At 73.5% G+C, this 20,448-nt stretch carries 14 protein-coding genes, 2 pseudogenes and 1 riboswitch; of the genes and pseudogenes, 11 read left to right on the forward strand and 5 right to left on the reverse strand.

Annotated features, from left to right (window positions below):
- Window positions 1–179: 179 nt before the first annotated feature.
- Window positions 180–3,713 carry a transcription-repair coupling factor gene (gene mfd, locus QSK45_RS35765; RefSeq protein WP_285563103.1) on the forward strand — a complete coding sequence of 1,178 codons (3,534 nt, stop codon included), beginning with the start codon at window positions 180–182 and terminating at the stop codon, window positions 3,711–3,713.
- Window positions 3,714–3,995: 282 nt separating this feature from the next.
- Window positions 3,996–4,712, forward strand: a complete 717-nt coding sequence (locus QSK45_RS35770) for an HNH endonuclease family protein (RefSeq protein ID WP_285563104.1) — start codon at window positions 3,996–3,998, stop codon at window positions 4,710–4,712.
- 37 nt (window positions 4,713–4,749) lie between these two features.
- On the opposite strand, the gene QSK45_RS35775 is transcribed toward QSK45_RS35770, so the two are convergent.
- The 3 genes from QSK45_RS35775 to QSK45_RS35785 are packed head-to-tail and all read right to left on the reverse strand — an operon-like array spanning window position 4,750 to window position 8,421.
- The gene (locus QSK45_RS35775) at window positions 4,750–5,862 is read right to left on the reverse strand and encodes a hypothetical protein (protein WP_285563105.1); all 1,113 of its coding nucleotides are present in this window, start codon (window positions 5,860–5,862) and stop codon (window positions 4,750–4,752) included.
- Window positions 5,859–7,670 (reverse strand): M48 family metalloprotease, encoded by a 1,812-nt coding sequence (locus QSK45_RS35780; RefSeq protein WP_285563106.1) that lies wholly within the window; start codon window positions 7,668–7,670, stop codon window positions 5,859–5,861. The genes QSK45_RS35775 and QSK45_RS35780 overlap by 4 nt, the downstream gene beginning before the upstream one ends.
- Before the next feature lie 43 nt (window positions 7,671–7,713).
- Window positions 7,714–8,421, reverse strand: coding sequence for a hypothetical protein (locus QSK45_RS35785; protein WP_285563107.1), 708 nt, complete (start codon window positions 8,419–8,421; stop codon window positions 7,714–7,716).
- 376 nt (window positions 8,422–8,797) lie between these two features.
- Between QSK45_RS35785 and QSK45_RS35790 the strand changes: the two genes are divergently transcribed.
- From QSK45_RS35790 to QSK45_RS35800, 3 genes are all read left to right on the forward strand, one after another.
- Complete coding sequence (locus QSK45_RS35790; protein WP_285563108.1) at window positions 8,798–10,963, forward strand: N-6 DNA methylase; 2,166 nt, start codon at window positions 8,798–8,800, stop codon at window positions 10,961–10,963.
- Between the two features lie 101 nt (window positions 10,964–11,064).
- The gene (locus QSK45_RS35795; RefSeq protein WP_285563109.1) at window positions 11,065–11,676 is read left to right on the forward strand and encodes a hypothetical protein; all 612 of its coding nucleotides are present in this window, start codon (window positions 11,065–11,067) and stop codon (window positions 11,674–11,676) included.
- Window positions 11,677–11,714: 38 nt separating this feature from the next.
- A complete protein-coding gene (locus QSK45_RS35800) occupies window positions 11,715–13,208 on the forward strand; it encodes a serine/threonine-protein kinase (protein WP_285563131.1) in 1,494 nt (497 codons plus the stop codon).
- Between the two features lie 8 nt (window positions 13,209–13,216).
- On the opposite strand, the pseudogene QSK45_RS35805 reads toward QSK45_RS35800, so the two are convergent.
- A pseudogene (locus tag QSK45_RS35805) lies at window positions 13,217–13,591 on the reverse strand (glycoside hydrolase domain-containing protein); the annotation flags it as partial.
- On the opposite strand from QSK45_RS35805, the pseudogene QSK45_RS35810 reads away from it, so the two are divergent.
- The 4 genes and pseudogenes from QSK45_RS35810 to QSK45_RS35825 form a co-directional block, all read left to right on the forward strand.
- A pseudogene (locus QSK45_RS35810) lies at window positions 13,543–13,989 on the forward strand (DUF1906 domain-containing protein); the annotation flags it as partial. The pseudogenes QSK45_RS35805 and QSK45_RS35810 sit on opposite strands and share 49 nt — an antisense overlap.
- A 194-nt stretch (window positions 13,990–14,183) precedes the next feature.
- Window positions 14,184–14,837 (forward strand): SurA N-terminal domain-containing protein, encoded by a 654-nt coding sequence (locus QSK45_RS35815; protein ID WP_285563110.1) that lies wholly within the window; start codon window positions 14,184–14,186, stop codon window positions 14,835–14,837.
- A gap of 77 nt (window positions 14,838–14,914) precedes the next feature.
- Entirely contained in the window at window positions 14,915–15,934 is a 1,020-nt protein-coding gene (locus tag QSK45_RS35820; protein ID WP_285563111.1) for a nucleoside triphosphate pyrophosphohydrolase, read from the forward strand.
- Window positions 15,935–15,981: 47 nt separating this feature from the next.
- Window positions 15,982–17,265, forward strand: a complete 1,284-nt coding sequence (locus QSK45_RS35825) for a cytochrome P450 family protein (protein WP_285563112.1) — start codon at window positions 15,982–15,984, stop codon at window positions 17,263–17,265.
- On the opposite strand, the gene QSK45_RS35830 is transcribed toward QSK45_RS35825, so the two are convergent.
- Complete coding sequence (locus QSK45_RS35830; RefSeq protein WP_285563113.1) at window positions 17,259–17,942, reverse strand: DUF899 family protein; 684 nt, start codon at window positions 17,940–17,942, stop codon at window positions 17,259–17,261. The genes QSK45_RS35825 and QSK45_RS35830 overlap by 7 nt on opposite strands.
- A gap of 271 nt (window positions 17,943–18,213) precedes the next feature.
- On the opposite strand from QSK45_RS35830, the gene QSK45_RS35835 reads away from it, so the two are divergent.
- Window positions 18,214–19,308 (forward strand): LysM peptidoglycan-binding domain-containing protein, encoded by a 1,095-nt coding sequence (locus QSK45_RS35835; protein ID WP_285563114.1) that lies wholly within the window; start codon window positions 18,214–18,216, stop codon window positions 19,306–19,308.
- Window positions 19,309–19,485: 177 nt separating this feature from the next.
- A riboswitch (cyclic di-AMP (ydaO/yuaA leader) is annotated at window positions 19,486–19,655 on the forward strand.
- Window positions 19,656–19,659: 4 nt separating this feature from the next.
- A complete protein-coding gene (locus QSK45_RS35840) occupies window positions 19,660–20,376 on the forward strand; it encodes a LysM peptidoglycan-binding domain-containing protein (protein WP_285563116.1) in 717 nt (238 codons plus the stop codon).
- Window positions 20,377–20,448 lie beyond the last annotated feature (72 nt).

Raw genomic sequence — 20,448 nt, forward strand, 5'->3', positions numbered from 1 at the left:
CCGTTGCGCTGCGGGATCCGGGGGTGCAGTCCCCCGGGGCGGCGACCGCGGCGCGGGGCGGCGGGAGGCGGGGTTGTCCACAGGCACCGGCGCCAATCCCGACGGCGTCGTACGCTGGACACCCCCGGCCGCGCCCCGCGCCGGGCTGCTTGCGTTGCCCACCCTGGACGGAAAGCCCCATGAGCCTGCACGGTCTGCTCGACGCCGTCGTCAAGGACCCCGCTCTCGCGGAAGCGATCACGGCGGCCGCGGACGGCAACCGTATGCACGTCGATCTCGTCGGCCCCCCGGCGGCCCGCCCCTTCGCGGTCGCCGGCCTCGCCCGGGAGACCGGCCGCACCGTGCTCGCGGTCACGGCGACCGGCCGCGAGGCGGAGGACCTGGCGGCGGCGCTGCGCTCGCTGCTGCCCCCGGAGGGCGTCGTGGAGTACCCCTCCTGGGAGACGCTGCCGCACGAGCGGCTCAGCCCCCGCAGCGACACCGTCGGCCGGCGCCTCGCCGTGCTGCGCCGCCTCGCCCACCCCCGCGCCGACGACCCGGAGACCGGCCCGGTCTCCGTCGTCGTGGCGCCCGTGCGGTCCGTGCTCCAGCCGCAGGTCAAGGGCCTCGGCGACCTGGAACCCGTGGCCCTGCGCACCGGCCAGAGCGCCGACCTGAACGACGTCGTGGCGGCCCTCGCGGCCGCCGCGTACGCGCGCGTGGAGCTGGTGGAGAAGCGCGGCGAGTTCGCGGTGCGCGGCGGCATCCTGGACGTCTTCCCGCCCACCGAGGAACACCCCCTGCGCATCGAGTTCTGGGGCGACGACGTCGAGGAGATCCGCTACTTCAAGGTCGCCGACCAGCGCTCCCTGGAGATCGCCGAGCACGGCCTGTGGGCGCCGCCCTGTCGCGAGCTGCTGCTCACCGAGGACGTCCGCGAACGCGCGCGGGCCCTCGCCGAGGAACACCCCGAGCTGGGCGAACTCCTGAACAAGATCGCCGAGGGCATCGCGGTCGAGGGCATGGAGTCCCTCGCCCCGGTCCTGGTGGACGACATGGAGCTGCTCCTCGACGTGCTGCCGCAGGGGTCGATGTCCGTGGTCTGCGACCCCGAGCGGGTCCGCACCCGCGCCGCCGACCTGGTCGCCACCAGCCAGGAGTTCCTCCAGGCGTCCTGGGCGGCCACCGCGGGCGGGGGCGAGGCGCCGATCGACGTCGGCGCGGCCTCCCTGTGGTCCATCGCCGATGTCCGCGACCGGGCCCGCGAGCTGGGCATGATGTGGTGGTCGGTCTCCCCCTTCGCCGCCGGCGAGGAACTGGAGGCGGACACCCTCAAGCTGGGCATGCACGCCCCCGACACCTACCGCGGGGACACAGCCCGAGCGCTCGCCGACGCCAAGGGCTGGCTCGCCGACGGCTGGCGCATGGTGTTCGTCACCGAGGGGCACGGCCCGGCCGCCCGCACCGTCGAGGTGCTGGGCAACGAGGGCATCGCGGCGCGCATGGACGCCGACCTCGGCGAGGTGAGCCCGTCCGTCGTGCACGTCTCCTGCGGCTCGATCGAGTACGGCCTCGTCGACCCGGGGCTCAGGCTCGCCGTGCTCACCGAGACCGACCTGTCCGGCCAGCGCACCGCGACCCGCGACGGCGCCCGGATGCCCGCCCGCCGCCGCAAGACCATCGACCCGCTCACCCTGGAGCAGGGCGACTACATCGTCCACGAACAGCACGGTGTGGGCCGCTACATCGAGATGGTGCAGCGCACCGTGCAGGGCGCCACCCGCGAGTACCTGGTCGTGGAGTACGCCCCCGCCAAGCGCGGCCAGCCCGGCGACCGCCTCTACATCCCCACCGACCAGCTGGAGCAGATCACCAAGTACGTGGGCGGCGAGGCGCCCACCCTGCACCGTCTGGGCGGCGCGGACTGGACGAAGACCAAGGCGCGCGCCAAGAAGGCGGTCAAGGAGATCGCCGCCGACCTGATCAAGCTCTACAGCGCCCGCATGGCCGCCCCGGGACACGCCTTCGGCACCGACACGCCCTGGCAGCGCGAGCTGGAGGACGCCTTCCCCTACGCCGAGACCCCGGACCAGCTCACCACCATCGCCGAGGTCAAGGACGACATGGAGAAGTCGGTCCCCATGGACCGACTGGTCTGCGGCGACGTCGGCTACGGCAAGACCGAGATCGCGGTGCGGGCCGCCTTCAAGGCCGTACAGGACGGCAAGCAGGTCGCGGTCCTCGTGCCCACCACGCTGCTGGTGCAGCAGCACTTCGGGACGTTCTCCGAGCGGTACGCGCAGTTCCCGGTCAACGTGAGGGCGCTGTCCCGGTTCCAGACCGACACCGAGGCCAAGGCCGTCCTGGAGGGCCTGCGCGAGGGCGCGGTGGACGTCGTCATCGGCACCCACCGGCTGTTCTCCTCCGAGACCAAGTTCAAGGACCTCGGCCTGGTCATCGTGGACGAGGAGCAGCGCTTCGGCGTCGAGCACAAGGAGCAGCTGAAGAAGCTGCGCGCCAACGTGGACGTCCTCACCATGTCCGCCACCCCCATCCCGCGCACCCTGGAGATGGCGGTCACCGGCATCCGCGAGATGTCGACCATCACCACCCCGCCCGAGGAGCGCCACCCGGTGCTCACCTTCGTGGGGCCTTACGAGGAGAAGCAGATCGGCGCCGCCATCCGCCGCGAACTGCTGCGCGAGGGCCAGGTCTTCTACATCCACAACCGGGTCGAGTCCATCGACCGCGCGGCGGCCCGGCTGCGCGACATCGTGCCCGAGGCCCGCATCGCCACCGCGCACGGCCAGATGTCGGAGGCGGCCCTGGAGCAGGTCGTCGTCGACTTCTGGGAGAAGAAGTTCGACGTCCTGGTCTCCACCACGATCGTGGAGTCCGGCATCGACATCTCCAACGCCAACACCCTGATCGTGGAGCGCGGCGACACCTTCGGCCTCTCCCAGCTGCACCAGCTGCGCGGACGCGTCGGGCGTGGCCGCGAGCGGGGGTACGCGTACTTCCTGTACCCGCCGGAGAAGCCGCTCACCGAGACCGCGCACGAGCGGCTCGCGACCATCGCCCAGCACACCGAGATGGGCGCGGGCATGTACGTCGCGATGAAGGACCTGGAGATCCGAGGCGCGGGCAACCTGCTCGGCGGCGAGCAGTCCGGGCACATCGCGGGCGTCGGCTTCGACCTGTACGTGCGCATGGTCGGCGAGGCCGTCGCGGACTACCGGCGGCAGCTGGAGGCAGGGGGGCCAGCGGAAGAGGCCCCGCTGGAGGTCAAGATCGAGCTGCCCGTCGACGCGCACGTCCCGCACGACTACGCGCCCGGCGAGCGGCTGCGCCTTCAGGCCTACCGCGCCATCGCCTCCGCCGACTCGGAGGAGGACATCACGGCCGTCCGCGAGGAACTCACCGACCGTTACGGCAAGTTGCCCGAGCCGGTGGAGAACCTGCTGCTGGTGGCCGGGCTGCGGATGCTCGCGCGGGCCTGCGGCGTCGGCGAGATCGTCCTCCAGGGCACCAACATCCGCTTCGCCCCCGTGGAGCTGCGCGAGTCGCAGGAACTGCGCCTCAAGCGGCTCTACCCGGGTACGGTCATCAAGCCGGCCGTGGACCAGGTGCTGGTGCCCCGCCCGAAGACCGCGAAGGTCGGCGGCAAGCCGCTGGTCGGGCGCGAACTGCTGGCGTGGACGGGGGAGTTCCTGGCTTCGGTGCTCGGGTCGTGACCCGCGCTCCTGCCGGGCCGCGACCCGCGTCCCCGTAGCCGGCTCGACGCCGGTGCCGCGGCCGCCGCGCCGCCGCCCGGAACGCGGGTGCGAACCGGCGCTCGGACCTCCCGTCCGCGCGCCCGCGCCCGTCCGCCATGTGCTCCGCCGCACGCCCGCCTGCCCCTGAATCCTCCCTTCGAGGCCCATTCGCCGCTCGGGAGCGGGCAGTTACGGTAAGGGGCGGAACGATCCGCCCCGCTTCCGAGGGCGGACCCACAGGGCGAGCGAGGGGGGCGCGGCATGACGCGTCTGAAGAGCGGTGCGGTCGGTGCGGTGGTCGTACTGGCCGCCGTGGCAGGCTGCACGTCGGGCCAGGACAAGGGGGCGGCGGGCTCCGAACCGAAGAGCGGCGGGGGCGCCGTGCTGACCGCCGCCGAGGCGCTGCCGGTCAAGGGGCGGGCCCCGAAGACGGGTTACTCCCGGGAGCGGTTCGGCAGCGCGTGGGCGGACACCGACGCCAACTCGTGCGACACCCGGGACGACATCCTCAAACGCGATCTGAAGGACGTGAGGTTCACCGGCGGCAGATGCAAGGTCTCCTACGGTCTGCTGGACCCGGACCCGTACTCGGGCAAGGAGATCACCTACCGGCGCGGTGCCAGCAAGGTCGACATCGACCATGTCGTCGCCCTCTCGGACGCCTGGCAGAAGGGCGCCAAGTACTGGGACGCGAGCAAGCGGATCGCGCTGGCCAACGACCCGCTCAACCTCATCGCGGTCGACGCGAGCGCCAACCGCGGCAAGGGCGACGGCGACGCGGCCACCTGGCTGCCGCCGGACAAGGACTACCGCTGCCCCTACGTGGCGACGCAGGTGGCGGTGAAGAAGAAGTACGGCCTGTGGGTCACCTCCGGCGAGAAGGAGGCGATGGAGAAGGTCCTCGCCGCCTGCCCGGACCAGAAGCTCCCTTCCGGCGGCAACCCGACCGAGGCCCCCGCCCGCTTCACGGCGCGCTAGAGGCCCGGTCGCATCCCGCCTGGGCCGGGGGAGCCGCTCAGCGGACGCGGGGCGGCGGGGCGGGGCGGCCCGCCTTCTCCCAGGCGACGAAGGTGTTGGTGCGGGCGTAGACGAACGCCTTGACCGGGTCGGCGGAGTACGTCCACGGCACGCTGCCGATGTGTCCGCCGACCGCCCGGAACTGCTCCACGGCCTCCGCGTACCGCTTCTTCTGGAACAGCATCTTGGCCAGCAGGTGCCGCACCAGCGGCAGCCGGTGGTGCCCGGCGGGGACCCGGTCCACGGCGTCCAGGGTGGCGTCGATGGCCGCGTCGACGAACGGCCGGCCGTACACGGGCTCCTCGGGCTCGCGGACGGCGTGCTCGTACAGCGCGTACAGCCGCAGCACCGGCAGCAGGCTGCCGGGCGGGGCGGCGGCCGCGGCCTGCTCGGCGAACGCGTACATCAGCTCGTGCGAGCCGCGCCACTTGGCGCACCAGTACTGCAGGGCGCTGGTGTGGGCGCCGAAGTGGTGCGGGTCGCGTGCGGTGATCTCGGCCCACAGCGCCCGGAAGTCGTCGTGCGACCAGCCGAGGCCCAGGGCGATGGTGATCTGCGCGATCCAGGGGCAGGGGTCCTCGGGCGCCATCCGCGCGGCCTCCCGGCAGGCGGGCAGCGCCTCGGCCAGCAGCCGGTGGAAGCCCTCGAACTGCTCGGACGTGGTGTGCTTGGCCATCTTCGCGCCGCGGACCTTGCCGGCGAGCGAGACGAGCGCGTCGGCGTGCACGAGCGCGGCGGACGGGTCGTCGGGGTACTCCGCGCGCCAGGCCTTGACCCAGGTGTCGTCCTCGGCGGCGGCGTGCACGAGGATGCCGAGCCGGTACCAGCGCAGGTCCCAGTCGCGGCCCGCCTGGGCGAGGTAGTCGGCGGCCCGCCGCCAGTCGCCGGCGAGCGCGGCCGCGGTCACCGCGTCGGCCTCGGGGTCGGGGCCGGCGGTCCGCTTGTCGAGCTGTGCGGCGGGCACCAGTCCGTAGGCGGCGGGGTCGATGTTGACCGGCGCCTTGGCCTTCGCCTCGGCCCGCAGCGCGCGGGCCTTGCGCGCGTTGCGCGGGATGGTGACGGCCGCGTAGACGAGGGCGCCGGCGCCGGCTATGTCGATCAGGACGTTCATACCGGGTCTTTTCGGGGGTAGGGGCCGCCGGGGGAGGAGGCCGGGGGAGGCTGGGGGATGGTGAGGGGTGCGGGCCCGGTGCCGTCGAGCGGACCGCGGGCGCTGCCGAGCAGCAGGGTACGCAGGGGTGCTGTGACAGCCGGCTCGGCGACCGCCAGGTCCAGCGCCCTCGGCAGGTCCTCGCCGAACCACGGGGGTGCCGTCTGCCGTACCGGGGGTCCGGCCCAGCACAGCTCCCACCGGCACAGCCCCGTCTCCAGTGCGGTGCGCAGGGCCAGTTGGCGCAGGGCCGAGCGGAAGGCCGTCCGGGCGAACTCGCGCGCCGCGCGGCCGCTGCTGCGGGCGGCCTGCTCGGACTGGGGCAGCCGGGCGGCGAGGTCGTGCAGCAGGCCGTGGTCGAGCAGGTCCAGGAGGTGGTGCAGGGCCGCGGCGCCGGAGGGGGCCGGGGTGCCGGTCAGCCGGGCCACGGCCGCGAGCAGCGGCTCGGTCTCCCGCGCGAAGGTCTCCCGCCGGGCCTGCCACGGCAGTTCGGCCCAGGGCACCCGGCGCTTGGCCAGTGCCTCCTGACTGAGGGTGGCCTGCTCCAGGTCGGCGAGGAGCCGCTCCGGCGCCTGGAGCAGGGTGGCGGCCGGACGCCGTACGAGGACGAGGGTGTCGTCGCCCGAGGGCGCGGAGGACGCGGCGAGCGCCGTCAGCGCCTCGACGCGGTCGGCCGTCGGCGGGTGGGAGGCGTAGGGCGACCTCGCCTCGGAGGTCTCCTCCGGCAGCGGTTCGCGCGCCAGTGCCTCCAGCTGCGCCCGGCGGGTGCCGTCCGCGAGCAGGAGGGCGAACCCGCCGTAGAACTGGCCCTCCGGCGGCAGCAGTCCGGCGTCCCAGCCCATCAGGGCGTAGCTGTTCAGGTAGAGGTCGTCCGCCGCCTCCAGCGCGGGGATGCGGCGCAGCGCGTCGGCGGTGGTGCCGGGGCCGGCGATCCGTGCGGCGACCAGGTCGGCCGCGTACTCCTGGCGACGGCTGACCGCCTCGGTCAGCCGCAGGCACAGCTTGGCGTACGCGGTGAAGACGAGGGCCAGGTAGTGGTCCGGGCCCCGGGTGCGGGCCCGCTTCAGCGGTGGCGGCTTGCCCTCCGCCCGGCGCCGTGCGGCCTTGGCGGCGAACTCGGCCTTCTCCTCGGCCTCCTCGCGCGCGGCCCGCTCCCTCAGTGTGGTGACGGTGTGCTCCAGCCTGCCGCGCAGCGCCGCCACCAGGTTGCCCAGCCGCGTGTCGTGGTGGGCGTAGTGGCCCAGTTCGTGTCCGAGCACGGCGTCCAGCTCGGCCTCGGGCAGGCCCAGCAGCAGGGCCACGCCGAGGAAGAGCCGCCGTTCGCCCGGGACCAGCCCGAGCAGCCGGGCGTCCTCCTGCACCATGGCGACGGCGCCCGGGACGATCCGGATCTCCCCGGGCGGCCGGGTGCGCACCCGTTCGGCCAGCTCACGCACGTGCCGCCACAGCTCCGGCTGCTCGCGCGGCGTCAGCGACAGGCCCGGGGGCCCCGTCCGCTCCTCCTTCTTCGGGCCGCGGCTGAGCACGACGACCCGCAGCACGCACCAGGCGACGGCCAGCGAGCCGAGGTAGCCCTGGACGGTGACGACGGTGAAGGTGCCCCGGGCCAGGACGACGTCCAGGGCCGCCACGGCGACGAGGAGGAGCAGGGCCAGCAGGTAGAACCCGAGCAGCAGGCCGAGGGCGAGCGCGGCGCGCAGGGAGGCTCCCGGCGCGCCGCGCTCCGCGGCCTGCTCGGCGGCTGCCCGGCCGACGGGGCGGGGACGCATCGGCACCCTTCGCGAAGGACGGAGCGGACGGCGGCGGGCGGGACTACTTCTTCAGCCCGGCCAGGAGCGTCGTCGTCAGCTTCTTCGCGGACGCGGCGCCGTTGTCGCCGCCCGCCGTGGACAGCACGGTGACCAGGTGGCTGCCGGAGCGGGCCGCGACGAGGGTGGTGCCGTTCTGCCACTTGCCGCTCGTCAGCGTCATCGTGTACGCCTCGTCACCGAGCCCGGTGGTGGCCTGGCCGGTGACCTTCACCTTGGCGTGCGCGTCGGTGTCCGTGAACGTGGCGCACTCGGTGGCCACGGTCTCCAGCTGCTTCATCACGGCGGTCCCCTGGGCGGCGGGGAACTCGTCGATCTCCTGGGCGATCTCCTCGGTCTTCTGCCCGTTCACGTAGTCGTTCTGCGCGAACGAGGAGCTGTCCTCGTAGCCGGTCACCTGGATCCAGGACGTGGCCTCCAGCTTGCTGCAGTCCGGCTTGGCGGTCTTCCTGGCGGACGGGGTGAGGAGCTGGGCGCCGCTGTCCGCGGAGTTGTCGTCCTCGACGGTGAACCCGGCCGGGAAGGCCGAGGCGGGTGCCAGCGCCTTCTTCAGCTGCGTGCCCGTGAGCAGGCCGGCGTTCGGGTCCTTGGCCTTGGTCTGCTTGGTGCTCGGGGCGGTGGCGTCCGTGGAGCCGCCGGAGCAGGCGGTGAGGGCCAGGGGCAGGGCGGATGCGACGGCGAGCAGCGTGGCGGCGCGGGACGAGAGACGCATGACAGTCCTTCAGGGCTGGTGGAACGGAGAAGTGCGTACGGCGTGCCGTACCGCGTCCGGCGCGGGTCCGGACGGATGAGCGAGAGGAGTGCGGTGGGGCGGAGTCCGGGCGGACCGAGGTCAGGGCGTGGCGGCGATGACGGCCGCCCGCGCGGCGGTGCTCGGTGTGAGCCCGGCCTTCCTGCCCATGGCGCTGTTCCCTCCCCTGAACGGCGGTCTTCCCCTCCGGAGACCGCTCGTTCGCTGGATCAATAAGACCAGAGCCTGTGAACCGAGTCAACATCACCTTGTCGCTCGATGGCGAACACAGCGTGAATGCGCGGATCTTGTGTACGCCGGTATGCTCGGCGCAAACGGGACGAGGGGAGCGGGGCCGGTGCAGGATCAGGCGACAGAGGTGACCGCGGCCGGTATCGCGCGGCTCGCCGGAGTGGGCCGGGCCGCCGTCAGCAACTGGCGCCGCCGGCACGCCGATTTCCCGAGGCCGGTCGGCGGCACGGAGACCAGCCCGTCCTTCGCGCTCGACGAGGTCGAGGCATGGCTGCGCAAGCAGGGGAAACTCGCCGAAGTCCCGTTGCGTGAAAGGGTCTGGCAGCAGCTCGCGGGACATCCCGAGGGACCGCTCACGGCACTGGTGCGCACCGGCTGCGCGCTGCTGCTGATCCATGAGCGCCCCACCGTCTGGCTGGAGGCGAGCGCGGGCTCGGACGAGCGGCTCGCCCGGCTGTTGCCGGACGCGCTGGAGCGGGTGCTCACCTCGCGGTTCGGGGAGGGGGCGGGGCTGCTGATGCCCGGGGCCGGGGTGGGACGGGGTGTGAACACGCCGGACGGTCCACCGGCGGCGAACAGCGGGTCGACCGCTCCCGGTGTGAACACCCCTCCGAGCACCCCGTCGGCGGCCTCCGGCGTGAACACCGAGGACACCGGTGTGAACACCGGCCCCGCCCTCCTGCCGTCCGTCCCCCTGCTGCGCGGTGCCGCCGAACTCGCCGCCGAGGCCGGGGCGCGGCAGGCCTTCGAGTTCCTGCTGGGGCGGCACCTGGACGCCAACCCCCGCCAGTACACGCTCACCCCGTCCGAACTCGCCGGTCTCATGGCCGACCTGGCAGGCCCGGCCCGCAGCGTCCTGGACCCGGCCTGCGGCACCGGCACCCTGCTGCGGGCCGTCGAGACCCGTCCCGAGCAGTGGCTGTACGCACAGGACAGCGCCCCCGACCTCGCCGCGCTCACCGCGCTGCGGCTCGCCCTGCACTCGCGCGCCGCCCTGCGCGCCGCCGCCGGGGACGCCCTGCGCGCCGATTCCTTCCCCGAGCTGCGCGCCGACGCGGTGCTGTGCCACCCGCCGTTCAACGAGCGCAACTGGGGCCACGACGAACTCGCCTACGACCCCCGCTGGGAGTACGGCTTCCCGGCGCGCACCGAGTCGGAGCTGGCCTGGGTGCAGCACGCCCTGGCCCGGCTCACCGACGGCGGCACGGCCGTCCTGCTGATGCCGCCGGCCGCCGCCTCCCGCCGCTCCGGGCGCCGCATCCGCGCCGATCTGCTGCGCCGGGGCGCGCTGCGGGCGGTGCTCGCGCTGCCGGTCGGCGCGGCACCGCCGTACAACCTCCCCCTGCACGTGTGGGTGCTGCGCCGGCCCGAGCGGAGTCCGGCCTCGCCCGAGGTGCTGCTCATGGACACCGGGCAGTTCGCCGGGGAGGGGCGCGGGGGCCCGGACTGGGCGGCGGTGCGCGACGCCGTGCTGGACGCCTGGCGCGCCTACACGCGCGCGGGGAGGCTGGCGGAGCGGCCGGGGCTCGCCCGTTCGGTGCCGGTCATCGAACTCCTCGACGACGACGTGGACCTGGCGCCCGCCCGGCATCTGCCGCCGCCCTCCGTGGCCGACGGCGCGGAGCAGCTCGCGGCGGTGCGCGAACGCCTCGGCGAGACCCTGCGCCTGACCACCGACCTCACCCCGCCGGCCGCCGACGCGGCCCCGCCCGTGCGCTGGCCCCTCACCACCATCGGTGAACTCGCGCGCGCGGGGGCACTGGTGATGCGCACCGGCGGCAACGGCGGCCACGCGCGCCTGCCCGTGCTCACCGACACGGACGTCCTCACCGCCACGGCGCCCTCCGGCACGCTGCCCGAGAGCGACGAGGAGGCCGTGCTGACCGAGCCGGGCGACGTCGTCGTGCCGGTGCTCGGCGGCGGTTCGGTGGCGCGGGTGATCGAGGAGGCCACGGCGGGCGCCGCCCTGGGGCGCAACCTCGTCCTCCTGCGCCCCGACCGCACGGCGCTCGACCCCTGGTTCCTCGCCGGGTTCCTGCGCGGCACCGCCAACAACCGGCAGGCCAGCAGCTACGCCTCCACCGCCACCCGCCTCGACGTGCGCCGGCTCCAGCTGCCCCGGCTGCCGCTGGACGAACAGCGCCGCTACGGCGCCCGGTTCCACGCCCTGGACGAGTTCGAGCGGGCGCTGCGCCACGCGAGCCGGCTCGGGGAGCACCTGGTGCGCGGGATGTACGACGGGCTCACGGACGGCACCGTCGCACCTGACTGACCGCTGACAACGGTTTGATAGATCCCGGATGTGTTGTCGGCGCCGGGCCATATGCTCGTCCCACACGCCCACTCCAGGCACTTCAGGCAACAGGAGCAGCCATGCAAGGCCACGGCTACAGACAGCCGGCGCAGCCGCCGCACCCCGCGGTGCTGGTGCTGCTGCGCGTGCTGTTCGTGGCGATCGGCTTCCTCAGCCTCGGCTTCATGGCCTGGGTGATGCCGCTGCGGCTCGCCGCCGTCACCCGCAAGCCCCTGGACTGGGGACTGTTCGTGGCGGCGCTGGTGCTGGACGGCGTCAGTCTCGTCCTGCTGGGCAGCGAGCCCGGCGACGACGTCCACACCGCCGGCGGCTATACGGGCATCTTCCTGCTGTTCGGCACGCTGGCCGCCGCGACCGGGTACTACCTCGTCGCGGAGATACGCCACTACGCGCGCCGCCGACGCGAGTTCGAGGCCCGCCCGCCGATACCGGCGTACGGCTACCCCGGCCCGGCCGCGCCGTACGCCGCGCCCGCCGCCCCCGTCGTACCCGGCGCCCCCACCCCGCCTCCGGTGGCGCCGCACACCCCCGTGCCCGGCCCCCCGTCGCCGCACCGCCCGGCCCCCGCGCGCATCGACCAGGTGCGGGCGGAGCTGGACGAACTCAGCGACTATCTGCGCAGGCACGACGGGCGGCACGGGGACCGGCCCGCGGACGGAAGCGGAAGGTGACCGTGGCGACAGGACGTCTCGTCGCCGGCCGCTACGAAATGTCCACCCTCATCGGCCAGGGCGGCATGGGCCAGGTCTGGACGGCGTACGACCAGCGGCTCGACCGGCGCGTGGCCGTGAAGCTGCTGCGCCCCGACAAGGTGGCGGGCCAGGAGGCCGACGAACTGCGCCGCCGCTTCGAGCGCGAGTGCCGGGTGACCGCGCAGGTCGACCACCCCGGCCTGGTCACCGTCCACGACGCGGGCAGCGAGGGCGAGGAACTGTTCCTCGTCATGCAGTACGTCGACGGCGCCGACCTCGCCGACCACCTCGCCGAGCACGACCCGTACCCCTGGCCGTGGGCGGTCGCGGTGGCCGCGCAGCTGTGTGCCGTGCTCAGCGCCGTGCACGCCGTCCCGATCGTCCACCGCGACCTCAAGCCGCGCAACGTGATGGTCAAGCAGGACGGCCTGGTCACCGTGCTCGACCTGGGCGTGGCCTCCGTCATGGACACCGACACCACCCGGCTCACCCACACCGGCTCCCCGATCGGCTCGCCCGCCTACATGGCGCCCGAGCAGGCGATGGGCGGCGCGGTCGGCCCGTACACCGACCTCTACGCGCTCGGGGTGCTGCTGCACGAACTGCTCAGCGGCGACGTGCCGTTCACCGGCGCCACCGCGCTCGGCGTGCTGCACCGGCACCTGTACGAGCCCCCGCTGCCCGTGCGCCGGATCCGCCCCGAGGTCCCGGAGGCGCTGGAGAGCCTGGTGCTGCGCCTGCTCGCCAAGGACCCGCAGCACCGCCCGGCCTCCGCGCAGGAGGTGTACGAGCACCTGGTGCCGCTGCTGCCCGCGCGCGGCACACCCAGCGGGGCGCCCCTGGACCCCACGCGCCCCTTCCTGCGCCCGCACGCACCCTGGCCCGACCGCGCCCGCACGCCCGCGCCCCGGCCGGCCTCCGCCGCACCCGCCGGCCCGGCGGCCGGCAAGCCCGATGTCGCCGCCGCCGTCGACGAGGTCAAACGCCTGCTGGGGGAGGGCCGTATCACCCAGGCCGTCGACATCCTGGGCGCCATCCTGCCCGCCGCGGCCGAACAGCACGGCGAGCACTCCCCGGTCGTCCGCACACTGCGCAAGCAGTACGCGGCGACCCTCATGGACGACGGCCAGTACCGGCGCGCGCTGCCCGAACTGCGCCGGCTCGCCGACGAACGCGCCGCCGAGGCCGGCCAGGCCGACCCGGCCTCCCTGCGTTTCCGCTACGACGCCGCCCAGTGCCTCGAACAACTCGGCGAACCCGCGGCGGCACTCGCCGAGTACCGCGCGCTGCTGCCGTACTACGAGAACCAGTACGTCTCCGGCGATCCGCAGCAGGCCCACGAGGTCCGCCGGCGCATCGGCCATCTGCTGCTCGCCCTCGGCGACCGGCCCGCCGCGCACGACACGCTCGCCCGCCTGGTGCTGGACGTGGAACGCCTCGGCGGCCCCGGCCACCCGATGGCCGTCGAGATCCGCCGCACCCTGCACTGGCTGGGCCAGGTGCGCGGCTAGGTTCATCCAGTCGTGGTGGTCATCTTCTCCGGGTTGGAGCCGGACTGGCAGGGCGGCTGGGCGCCGACGTAGATCGGGGCGAGCTTCCAGCCGAGGGAGCTGACCGACTTCACCCAGGAGGCGGTGAGGTCGGGCTGGGCGCAGCCGCGGTTCTCGCCGCCCACGTAGACGGCGGCGGCGCCGTAGAAGCCGGTGTGCCAGGCCTTCATCGTGGACAGCGAGGGCGCGGTGCAGGTGTCGAACGCCCGGCCGGTGAAGGTCCTCTGCGCGGGCCAGGTGGTGGCGGCCATGGAGGTCTGCGCGGCGATCACGCCCCCGGCGACGACGGCGGGACGCCGCCACCCTCGGCACCCAGGACGCCACCGACGCCGTCGCCAAGGCATCCGCCCTCGGCATGAAGGCGGGCAGCCCCATCTACCTCGACATGGAGGGCTACGACACGACGAACACGTCGTGCAACACCGCCGTGCTGACGTATGTGCGCGCCTTCGACAAGCAGCTGCACGCCAAGACGTACCGGGCCGGGTTCTACGGCTTCACCAGCTCCAGCGCCAAGGCGATCGCCACCGCGTCGGACAAGACGGACCTGCCGGGCAACCTCTGGTACGCGCTGTACGACAAGCAGAACACGACGACCACGGACTGGCCGTGGGGCGCCACGCAGTTCACCGGGCACAGCCGCGCCCACCAGTACATGGTCAACAGCAAGGAGGCGCACGGTGGCGTGACGCTCACCGTGGACCGGGACGCGTGGGACGGCCCGGTGGCGATCACGGGCTGAACGGTGACCTCTTAGGGGTGCGACGGTGCCCGAAGTCGTGGCGAATCGTTGGTCGAATGGGTTGGCCGGAGCAGTGCCGCTGCCTACCATCGATCACCGCAAGACTTTGTGCGCCCGCCCGTCGCCCGGCCACCACCCTGGCGGAGGCGCTGGCGCGCCGCACCTGTCCTTGCAATCTCCCCTTGGAGGACTCCTTGCCCCGTCGCCGTCGCACCGCGCTCGTCCTCACCGCCGCGATCGCCGCCGCGGCACCCCTGCTGACCGCCTGCGGGCACGACGCGCACCCGGGCGCGGCGGCCGTGGTCGGCGGTCAGCGGATCACCGTCGCGCAGTTGCAGAACAGGGTTGACGAGGTCCGCGACGCCCAGCGGGCCGCGGTGCCCGACCAGGCCCAGTACCAGCAGGTGCTCGCCCAGACCAGCAGCCTCACCCGCGACACCCTGCACAACATGGTCCTGGACCGGGTGATCCACCGGGCCGCGCGGGACGAGGGCGTCTCGGTCACCCGCAGGGACGTCCAGCAGCTGCGCGCGAGCCTGGAGCAGCAGGCGGGCGGCTCCAGGGGCCTGCAGACCGCGTGGTTGCAGAAGTACGGCATCGCTCCCGCGCACCTGGACGAGAACCTCCGGCTCCAGCTGGAGGCGCAGAAGCTCGCCGCCCGGCTCGGCACGGACACCACCCAGCCCGCCTTCTGGAAGGCCCTCGCCAAGGCGTCCGAGGAACTGCGCATCGACGTCAATCCGCGCTACGGCACCTGGGACGTGCAGAAGAGCAGCCGGGTGGACGCGAAGACACCGTGGGTGCGGGAGGTCACGTCGGTGTCGGGAGGCGGCCCGGTGACGGCGTAGGTCGTACGATCCCACGACTCCGTCGACCCTGTGGACAACCCAACCCGCTCGTCGCGGAGGTGGGTTACTTTCGGATCGTGAACGCATCCAGCCCCGAAGCCACCGGACCCGGAGCCGCGACCGCCGCCGACCCCGGCCGCGTCGTCCTCCTCACCACCAGCCACCGTGTCGCCCCCGGCCTGCTGTCCTGGCCCGCGTGGCAGGCCCTGCGCGCCGCCGACAGCGTGCTCTGCTCGGACGGCGCCCATCCGCAGCTGCCGTATCTGCGGGAGGCCGGGATAGCGGTGGCCGAGGCGGCGCCCACGGCGCGGGAGCTGGTCGACGCCTGCGCCGGCGGACGGACGGTGGTGGTCGTGGCGACGGGTGAGGGGGAGCCCGCCCTCACCGACGGCCTGGCCCGGCTGGCCGGCTCCGGCCGGGTCCGCATGCCCGAGCTGGAGCTGCTGCCCGCCTCGTACGACCTGCCCGGCGCCCGCCTGCTGGACCTCGTCCAGGTCATGGACCGCATCCGCGCCGAATGCCCCTGGTCCTCCCGGCAGACCCACGAGGGCCTGGCCAAGTACGGCATCGAGGAGGCGTACGAGCTGGTCGAGGCGATCGAGGCCGGCGACCGCGAGGAACTGCGCGAGGAGCTGGGGGACGTCCTGCTCCAGGTCGTCTTCCACTCCCGGATCGCCGAGGAGCACCCGGAGAAGCCGTTCTCCATCGACGACGTGGCGGGCGGCATCGTCGCCAAGCTCATCCACCGGCACCCCCATGTGTTCGGCGACGAGAAGGCGGAGACCCCGGAGGACGTCAAGGCGCACTGGCTGCGCACCAAGGCCGAGGAGAAGCGCCGCACCTCCGTCACCGAGGGCATCCCCCTCGGCCAGCCCGGCCTCGCCCTCGCCGCCAAACTCGCCGCCCGCGCCCGCGTCGCCGGCCTCGACGTCCCCCTCCCCGAGGGCGACGACATCGGCTACACCCTCCTCGCCCTCGCCGCCCGAGCCGAATCCGCCGGCACCGACCCGGAGACGGCCCTGCGCGCCGCGGCCCGTACGTACCGGGACGCGATACGGAGGGCGGAGGGGGTGGACCCTGACCGGGCAGATGGCTAGCGGCCGGCGGTGACACACCCCCACGCCCGGCCGGATACCGTCGAACAGTGACCGATCAGCTTCGCCCCGACGAGACCGTTCCCCCTGCTCCCGAGCTGTTCACCTGGGAGTTCGCCGCCGATCCCTATCCGGCGTACGCGTGGTTGCGCGAGCACGCGCCCGTGCGGTGGACGCGGCTGCCCAGCGGGGTGGAGGCGTGGCTGGTCACGCGGTACGCGGACGCCCGGCAGGCGCTGGCGGACCAGCGGCTGAGCAAGAACCCGGCGCATCACGACGAGCCCGAGCACGCCAAGGGCAAGACCGGCATCCCGGGCGAGCGCAAGGCCGAGTTGATGACGCACCTGCTGAACATCGACCCGCCGGACCACACCCGGCTGCGCCGGCTCGTCAGCAAGGCGTTCACGCCCCGCCGTGTCGCCGAGTTCGAGCACCGGGTGCGGCAGCTGACCGACCACCTCATCGACCAGTTCGCCCGGCGCGGCTCCGCGGACCTCATCCACGAGTTCGCCTTCCCGCTGCCCATCTACGCCATCTGCGACCTGCTCGGCGTCCCGCGCGAGGACCAGGACGACTTCCGGGACTGGGCGGGCATGATGATCCGGCACGGGGGAGGGCCCCGGGGCGGGGTCGCGCGGTCGGTGAAGAAGATGCGCGGCTACCTCGCCGAGCTGATCCACAAGAAGCGCGAGGCCCTGCCCGCCGAGCCCGCGCCCGGCGAGGACCTGATCTCCGGCCTGATCCGCGCCTCCGACCACGGCGAGCACCTCACCGAGAACGAGGCCGCGGCGATGGCCTTCATCCTCCTCTTCGCCGGCTTCGAGACCACCGTCAACCTCATCGGCAACGGCACCTACGCCCTGCTCACCCACCCCGAGCAGCGCCACCGCCTCCAGGACGCCCTCGCCCGCGGCGACAGCGAGCTGCTGGCGACCGGCGTGGAGGAACTGCTGCGCTACGACGGCCCGGTGGAGCTGGCCACCTGGCGGTTCGCCACCGAGCCGCTCACCATCGGCGGGCAGGAGATCGCGCCCGGCGACCCGGTGCTCGTCGTGCTGGCCGCCGCCGACCGGGACCCGGAGCGGTTCGAGGACCCGGACGTGCTGGACCTCGGCCGGCGGGACAACCAGCACCTCGGCTACGGACACGGCATCCACTACTGCCTGGGCGCCCCGCTCGCCCGTCTGGAGGGGCAGACCGCGCTGGCCACACTGCTGACCCGGCTGCCCGATCTTCGGCTCGCCGCCGACCCGGCCGAGCTGCGCTGGCGCGGCGGGCTCATCATGCGCGGCCTGCGCACCCTGCCGGTGCGGTTCACGCCGCCCGGTCAGTAGTCGAGGGCCGCGAACCAGTCGCCCCGGCCGCCCGGGGTCAGGTCGAGGACGTGCCAGACGGGGCTGAGGAGGTCGATGCCGCGCTGGTCGATGTCCTCGGCCATCCGCGGGTGCGCGGAGTAGAAGTGGCGGACGATGCCGTCCGCGCCCTTGGTGAGGACGGAGACGGCCGAGTCCTGGACGCCGTCCTCGTCCTCGCTGCCCAGGTCGTACTTGAAGGCGCTGTCCCCGGCGCTGAGCAGCCGCAGCCGGGACCACCCACGGGCGCGCGCGTGCCCGCGCAGGGCGGGCGGATCGGCGGCGGCCACGACCACCAGGTCGACGTTCCGGGCGATGTGGTGGGCGACGCCGTTCAGGCCGTCGAGCCACAGGGTGCACATCGGGCAGGGTTCGGTCTGCCGTTTGCCGTACATGAGGTGGTAGACGACCAGGGCCCGCTCCGGTCCGCCGGTGAACAGGTCGCCGAGCCGCACCTCGCGGACGGGCGTGTCGCCCGCGTCGAGACCGGCGGGGCCTTCGAGGAGGACGTACTCGCCGACCTCGGCCCCCGGCGGCAGTGCCCGGCGCAGCGCCGCGACCCGTTCGCGTTGCCGCATCAGCTCGATCTCGGCGCCGCGCAACTCCTCGCGCGCGGCGAGGTACTCCGCCGACTCACCGTGCAACCGGGTGTGCCGCATGAGGTGTCCTCCTGGGTGAACAGCCCCCCGGAAACAGGTCGGTTCCATGGTTCCGGGCAGCCTGTCCGCCACGGGCGAGGCACCGCCGTTCCCGAAGAGTGAAAGAACCGGTGACGGAGCGGAGGGCGAACGTCCAACTCTGTGATCTTCACGTGATCCGCGCGGCATGAACTTGTGACAAGTCATCGGGTGCCGCTACCTTCACCCCTCAGCGTGGCGGCCCGGCATGATCCGCCGCGCCGGTTCCTGCCGTCGCACGAAAGGCTTCCGCATGATTTCCGGGAACGGTCGTCACCGCCGCCCCCGTCAGGCTCCGGCCCTCCTCGTCGCGGCCGGCGTGACCGGCTCCGCCATCGCCATCCCGCTGCTCGGCGCCGCGAGCGCCCACGCGGCCGACGGCACCACCTGGGACAAGGTCGCCGAGTGCGAGAGCGGCGGCTCCTGGAGCGCCGACACCGGCAACGGCTACTACGGCGGCCTCCAGATATCCCAGGAGGACTGGGCCCGGTACGGCGGCACCCGGTACGCCTCCTCCGCCGACCAGGCCAGCCGCTCGCAGCAGATCGCCGTGGCCGAGCGGATCCTCAAGGACAAGGGCACCGCGCCCTGGGCCACCTGCGCCCTGCTGTCCGGGCTCACCTCGAACTCCGGCTCCGTCGACGTCGATCCGGGCGTCGGCGACAGCGGCGGCCAGGGCGGCGGCACGACCGACCCGTCCGGCCTGCCCGAGACCTCCTCCCCGGCCGGCACGCAGGGCGGCGACCAGAACGGCTCCGGCAACGGCTCCGGCTCCGGCGACGCCTCCTCCACCGACCCGTCCGGCTCCTCCGCCTCGCCGGGCCAGGGCTCCGGCGGGCAGCCGGGCAAGCACGCGACCCCGCACCCGGGCAAGCCCACCGGCACCCCCGGGACCGGCACCCCCGGGACCGGCGTCCCCAGCCCGGACCCGTCCGTCCCCGCCGACCCCGCCGACCCGTCCGTCCCGGCCACGCCGTCCGTCCCGGCCGGCACCCCCGCGGCGCCCGCCCCGTCCACCGGCACCCCGGACAATCCCCGGCAGAACGTCGGTTCTTGGGACCTGGTCGACACCGGAGCCCTGAGTGGCGGACGCCACCGCGGCGGCAACGCGGACGAAAGCAAGACAAACGGACAGAACGGCTCCGGCCGTCACGCCTCACCCGAACCGGGCACCTACACGGTCCGCGAGGGGGACTCGCTGAGCTCCATCGCCGACTCCCTTGACGTCGGTGGGGGATGGCACGCGCTCTACTCCGCCAACAAGAAGGTCGTGGGTGCCGACCCGAACCTCATCACCGCCGGTCAGACCCTGAAAGTCGGTGACGAAACGGGCGCGGAACAGGGGTAGTTGACGTCCCACTTGATCGCTAAATGTCCGTTTTAGTGAAAGTGTGGGATGAGTCTCAGAAGCCCTGATCGTCTTTGAAATTCCGCGGATCACGTGGCTACGGTCAAGGCCGCTCGTCACCACGAGCCCCGGCGGCCGCAACGCCGAATCCTGCCAGCGGCTGCCCGGGAACAGTCGTCGCGTCAAGCGCCGCAGGCAGGAGCGGGGGACCCAAGGTAAGCGCCGGGCCCGGCAGTTGATGCCGGACCGGCTAGGGGTGAAGCCACGCCTCCGTGCGGAGGTGTGGCCGGGCAACTCAACCGGCCCGAATCCGACAGCTCACCTCGCAGGCGTCGGTGAGGGGATCGTTCCATGCTGTTTTCCGGCAAGGGCAAGCACCGTCGTCCGTCCAAGGCCGTCCGCGTCGTCACGCTCGCCGGTGTCACCGGTGTCGCCGTCGCCGCTCCGCTGATGGCGGCCGGCAACGCCTCCGCCGCCACCGCCTCCCAGTGGGACGCGGTCGCCCAGTGCGAGTCCGGCGGCAACTGGGCCATCAACACCGGCAACGGTTATTACGGCGGTCTGCAGTTCTCCGCCTCGACCTGGGCCGCGTACGGCGGCACCGCCTACGCGTCGACCGCCGACAAGGCCACCAAGTCGCAGCAGATCACCATCGCCGAGAAGGTCCTCGCCGCGCAGGGCAAGGGTGCCTGGCCGGTCTGCGGCACGGGCCTGACCAGCACCCCGTACGGCGGCTCCGCCTCGACGACCACCACGTCGAACAGCACCGCCACCCGCTCCGCGGACCAGCGGGCCGCCACCCGCTCCACCGAGCGCACCACCCCGGCCCCGAGCAGGTCCGCGAGCGCCTCCGCCGGCTCGTCCGCGAGCAAGACCGTCACCACCCCGACCGGCAAGAAGGTCAAGAAGGGCGACGGCGAGTACAAGGTCGTCAAGGGCGACACCCTCAGCTCCATCGCGGTCGAGCACCACGTGGCGGGCGGCTGGAAGAAGCTGTTCGAGCTGAACAAGGACATCGTCGACAACGCGGACCTCATCTTCCCGGGCCAGCAGCTGCACCTGAAGTGACGCCCGGCCGCTGACGGACCCGCCCACCGGACCTCCCCCCGGAAAAGGGTCCGTCCCGGCGGACCCCGCCCC

The organism is Streptomyces hygroscopicus subsp. hygroscopicus, assembly GCF_030269125.1.
Taxonomy (GTDB): Bacteria; Actinomycetota; Actinomycetes; order Streptomycetales; family Streptomycetaceae; genus Streptomyces; species Streptomyces hygroscopicus_C.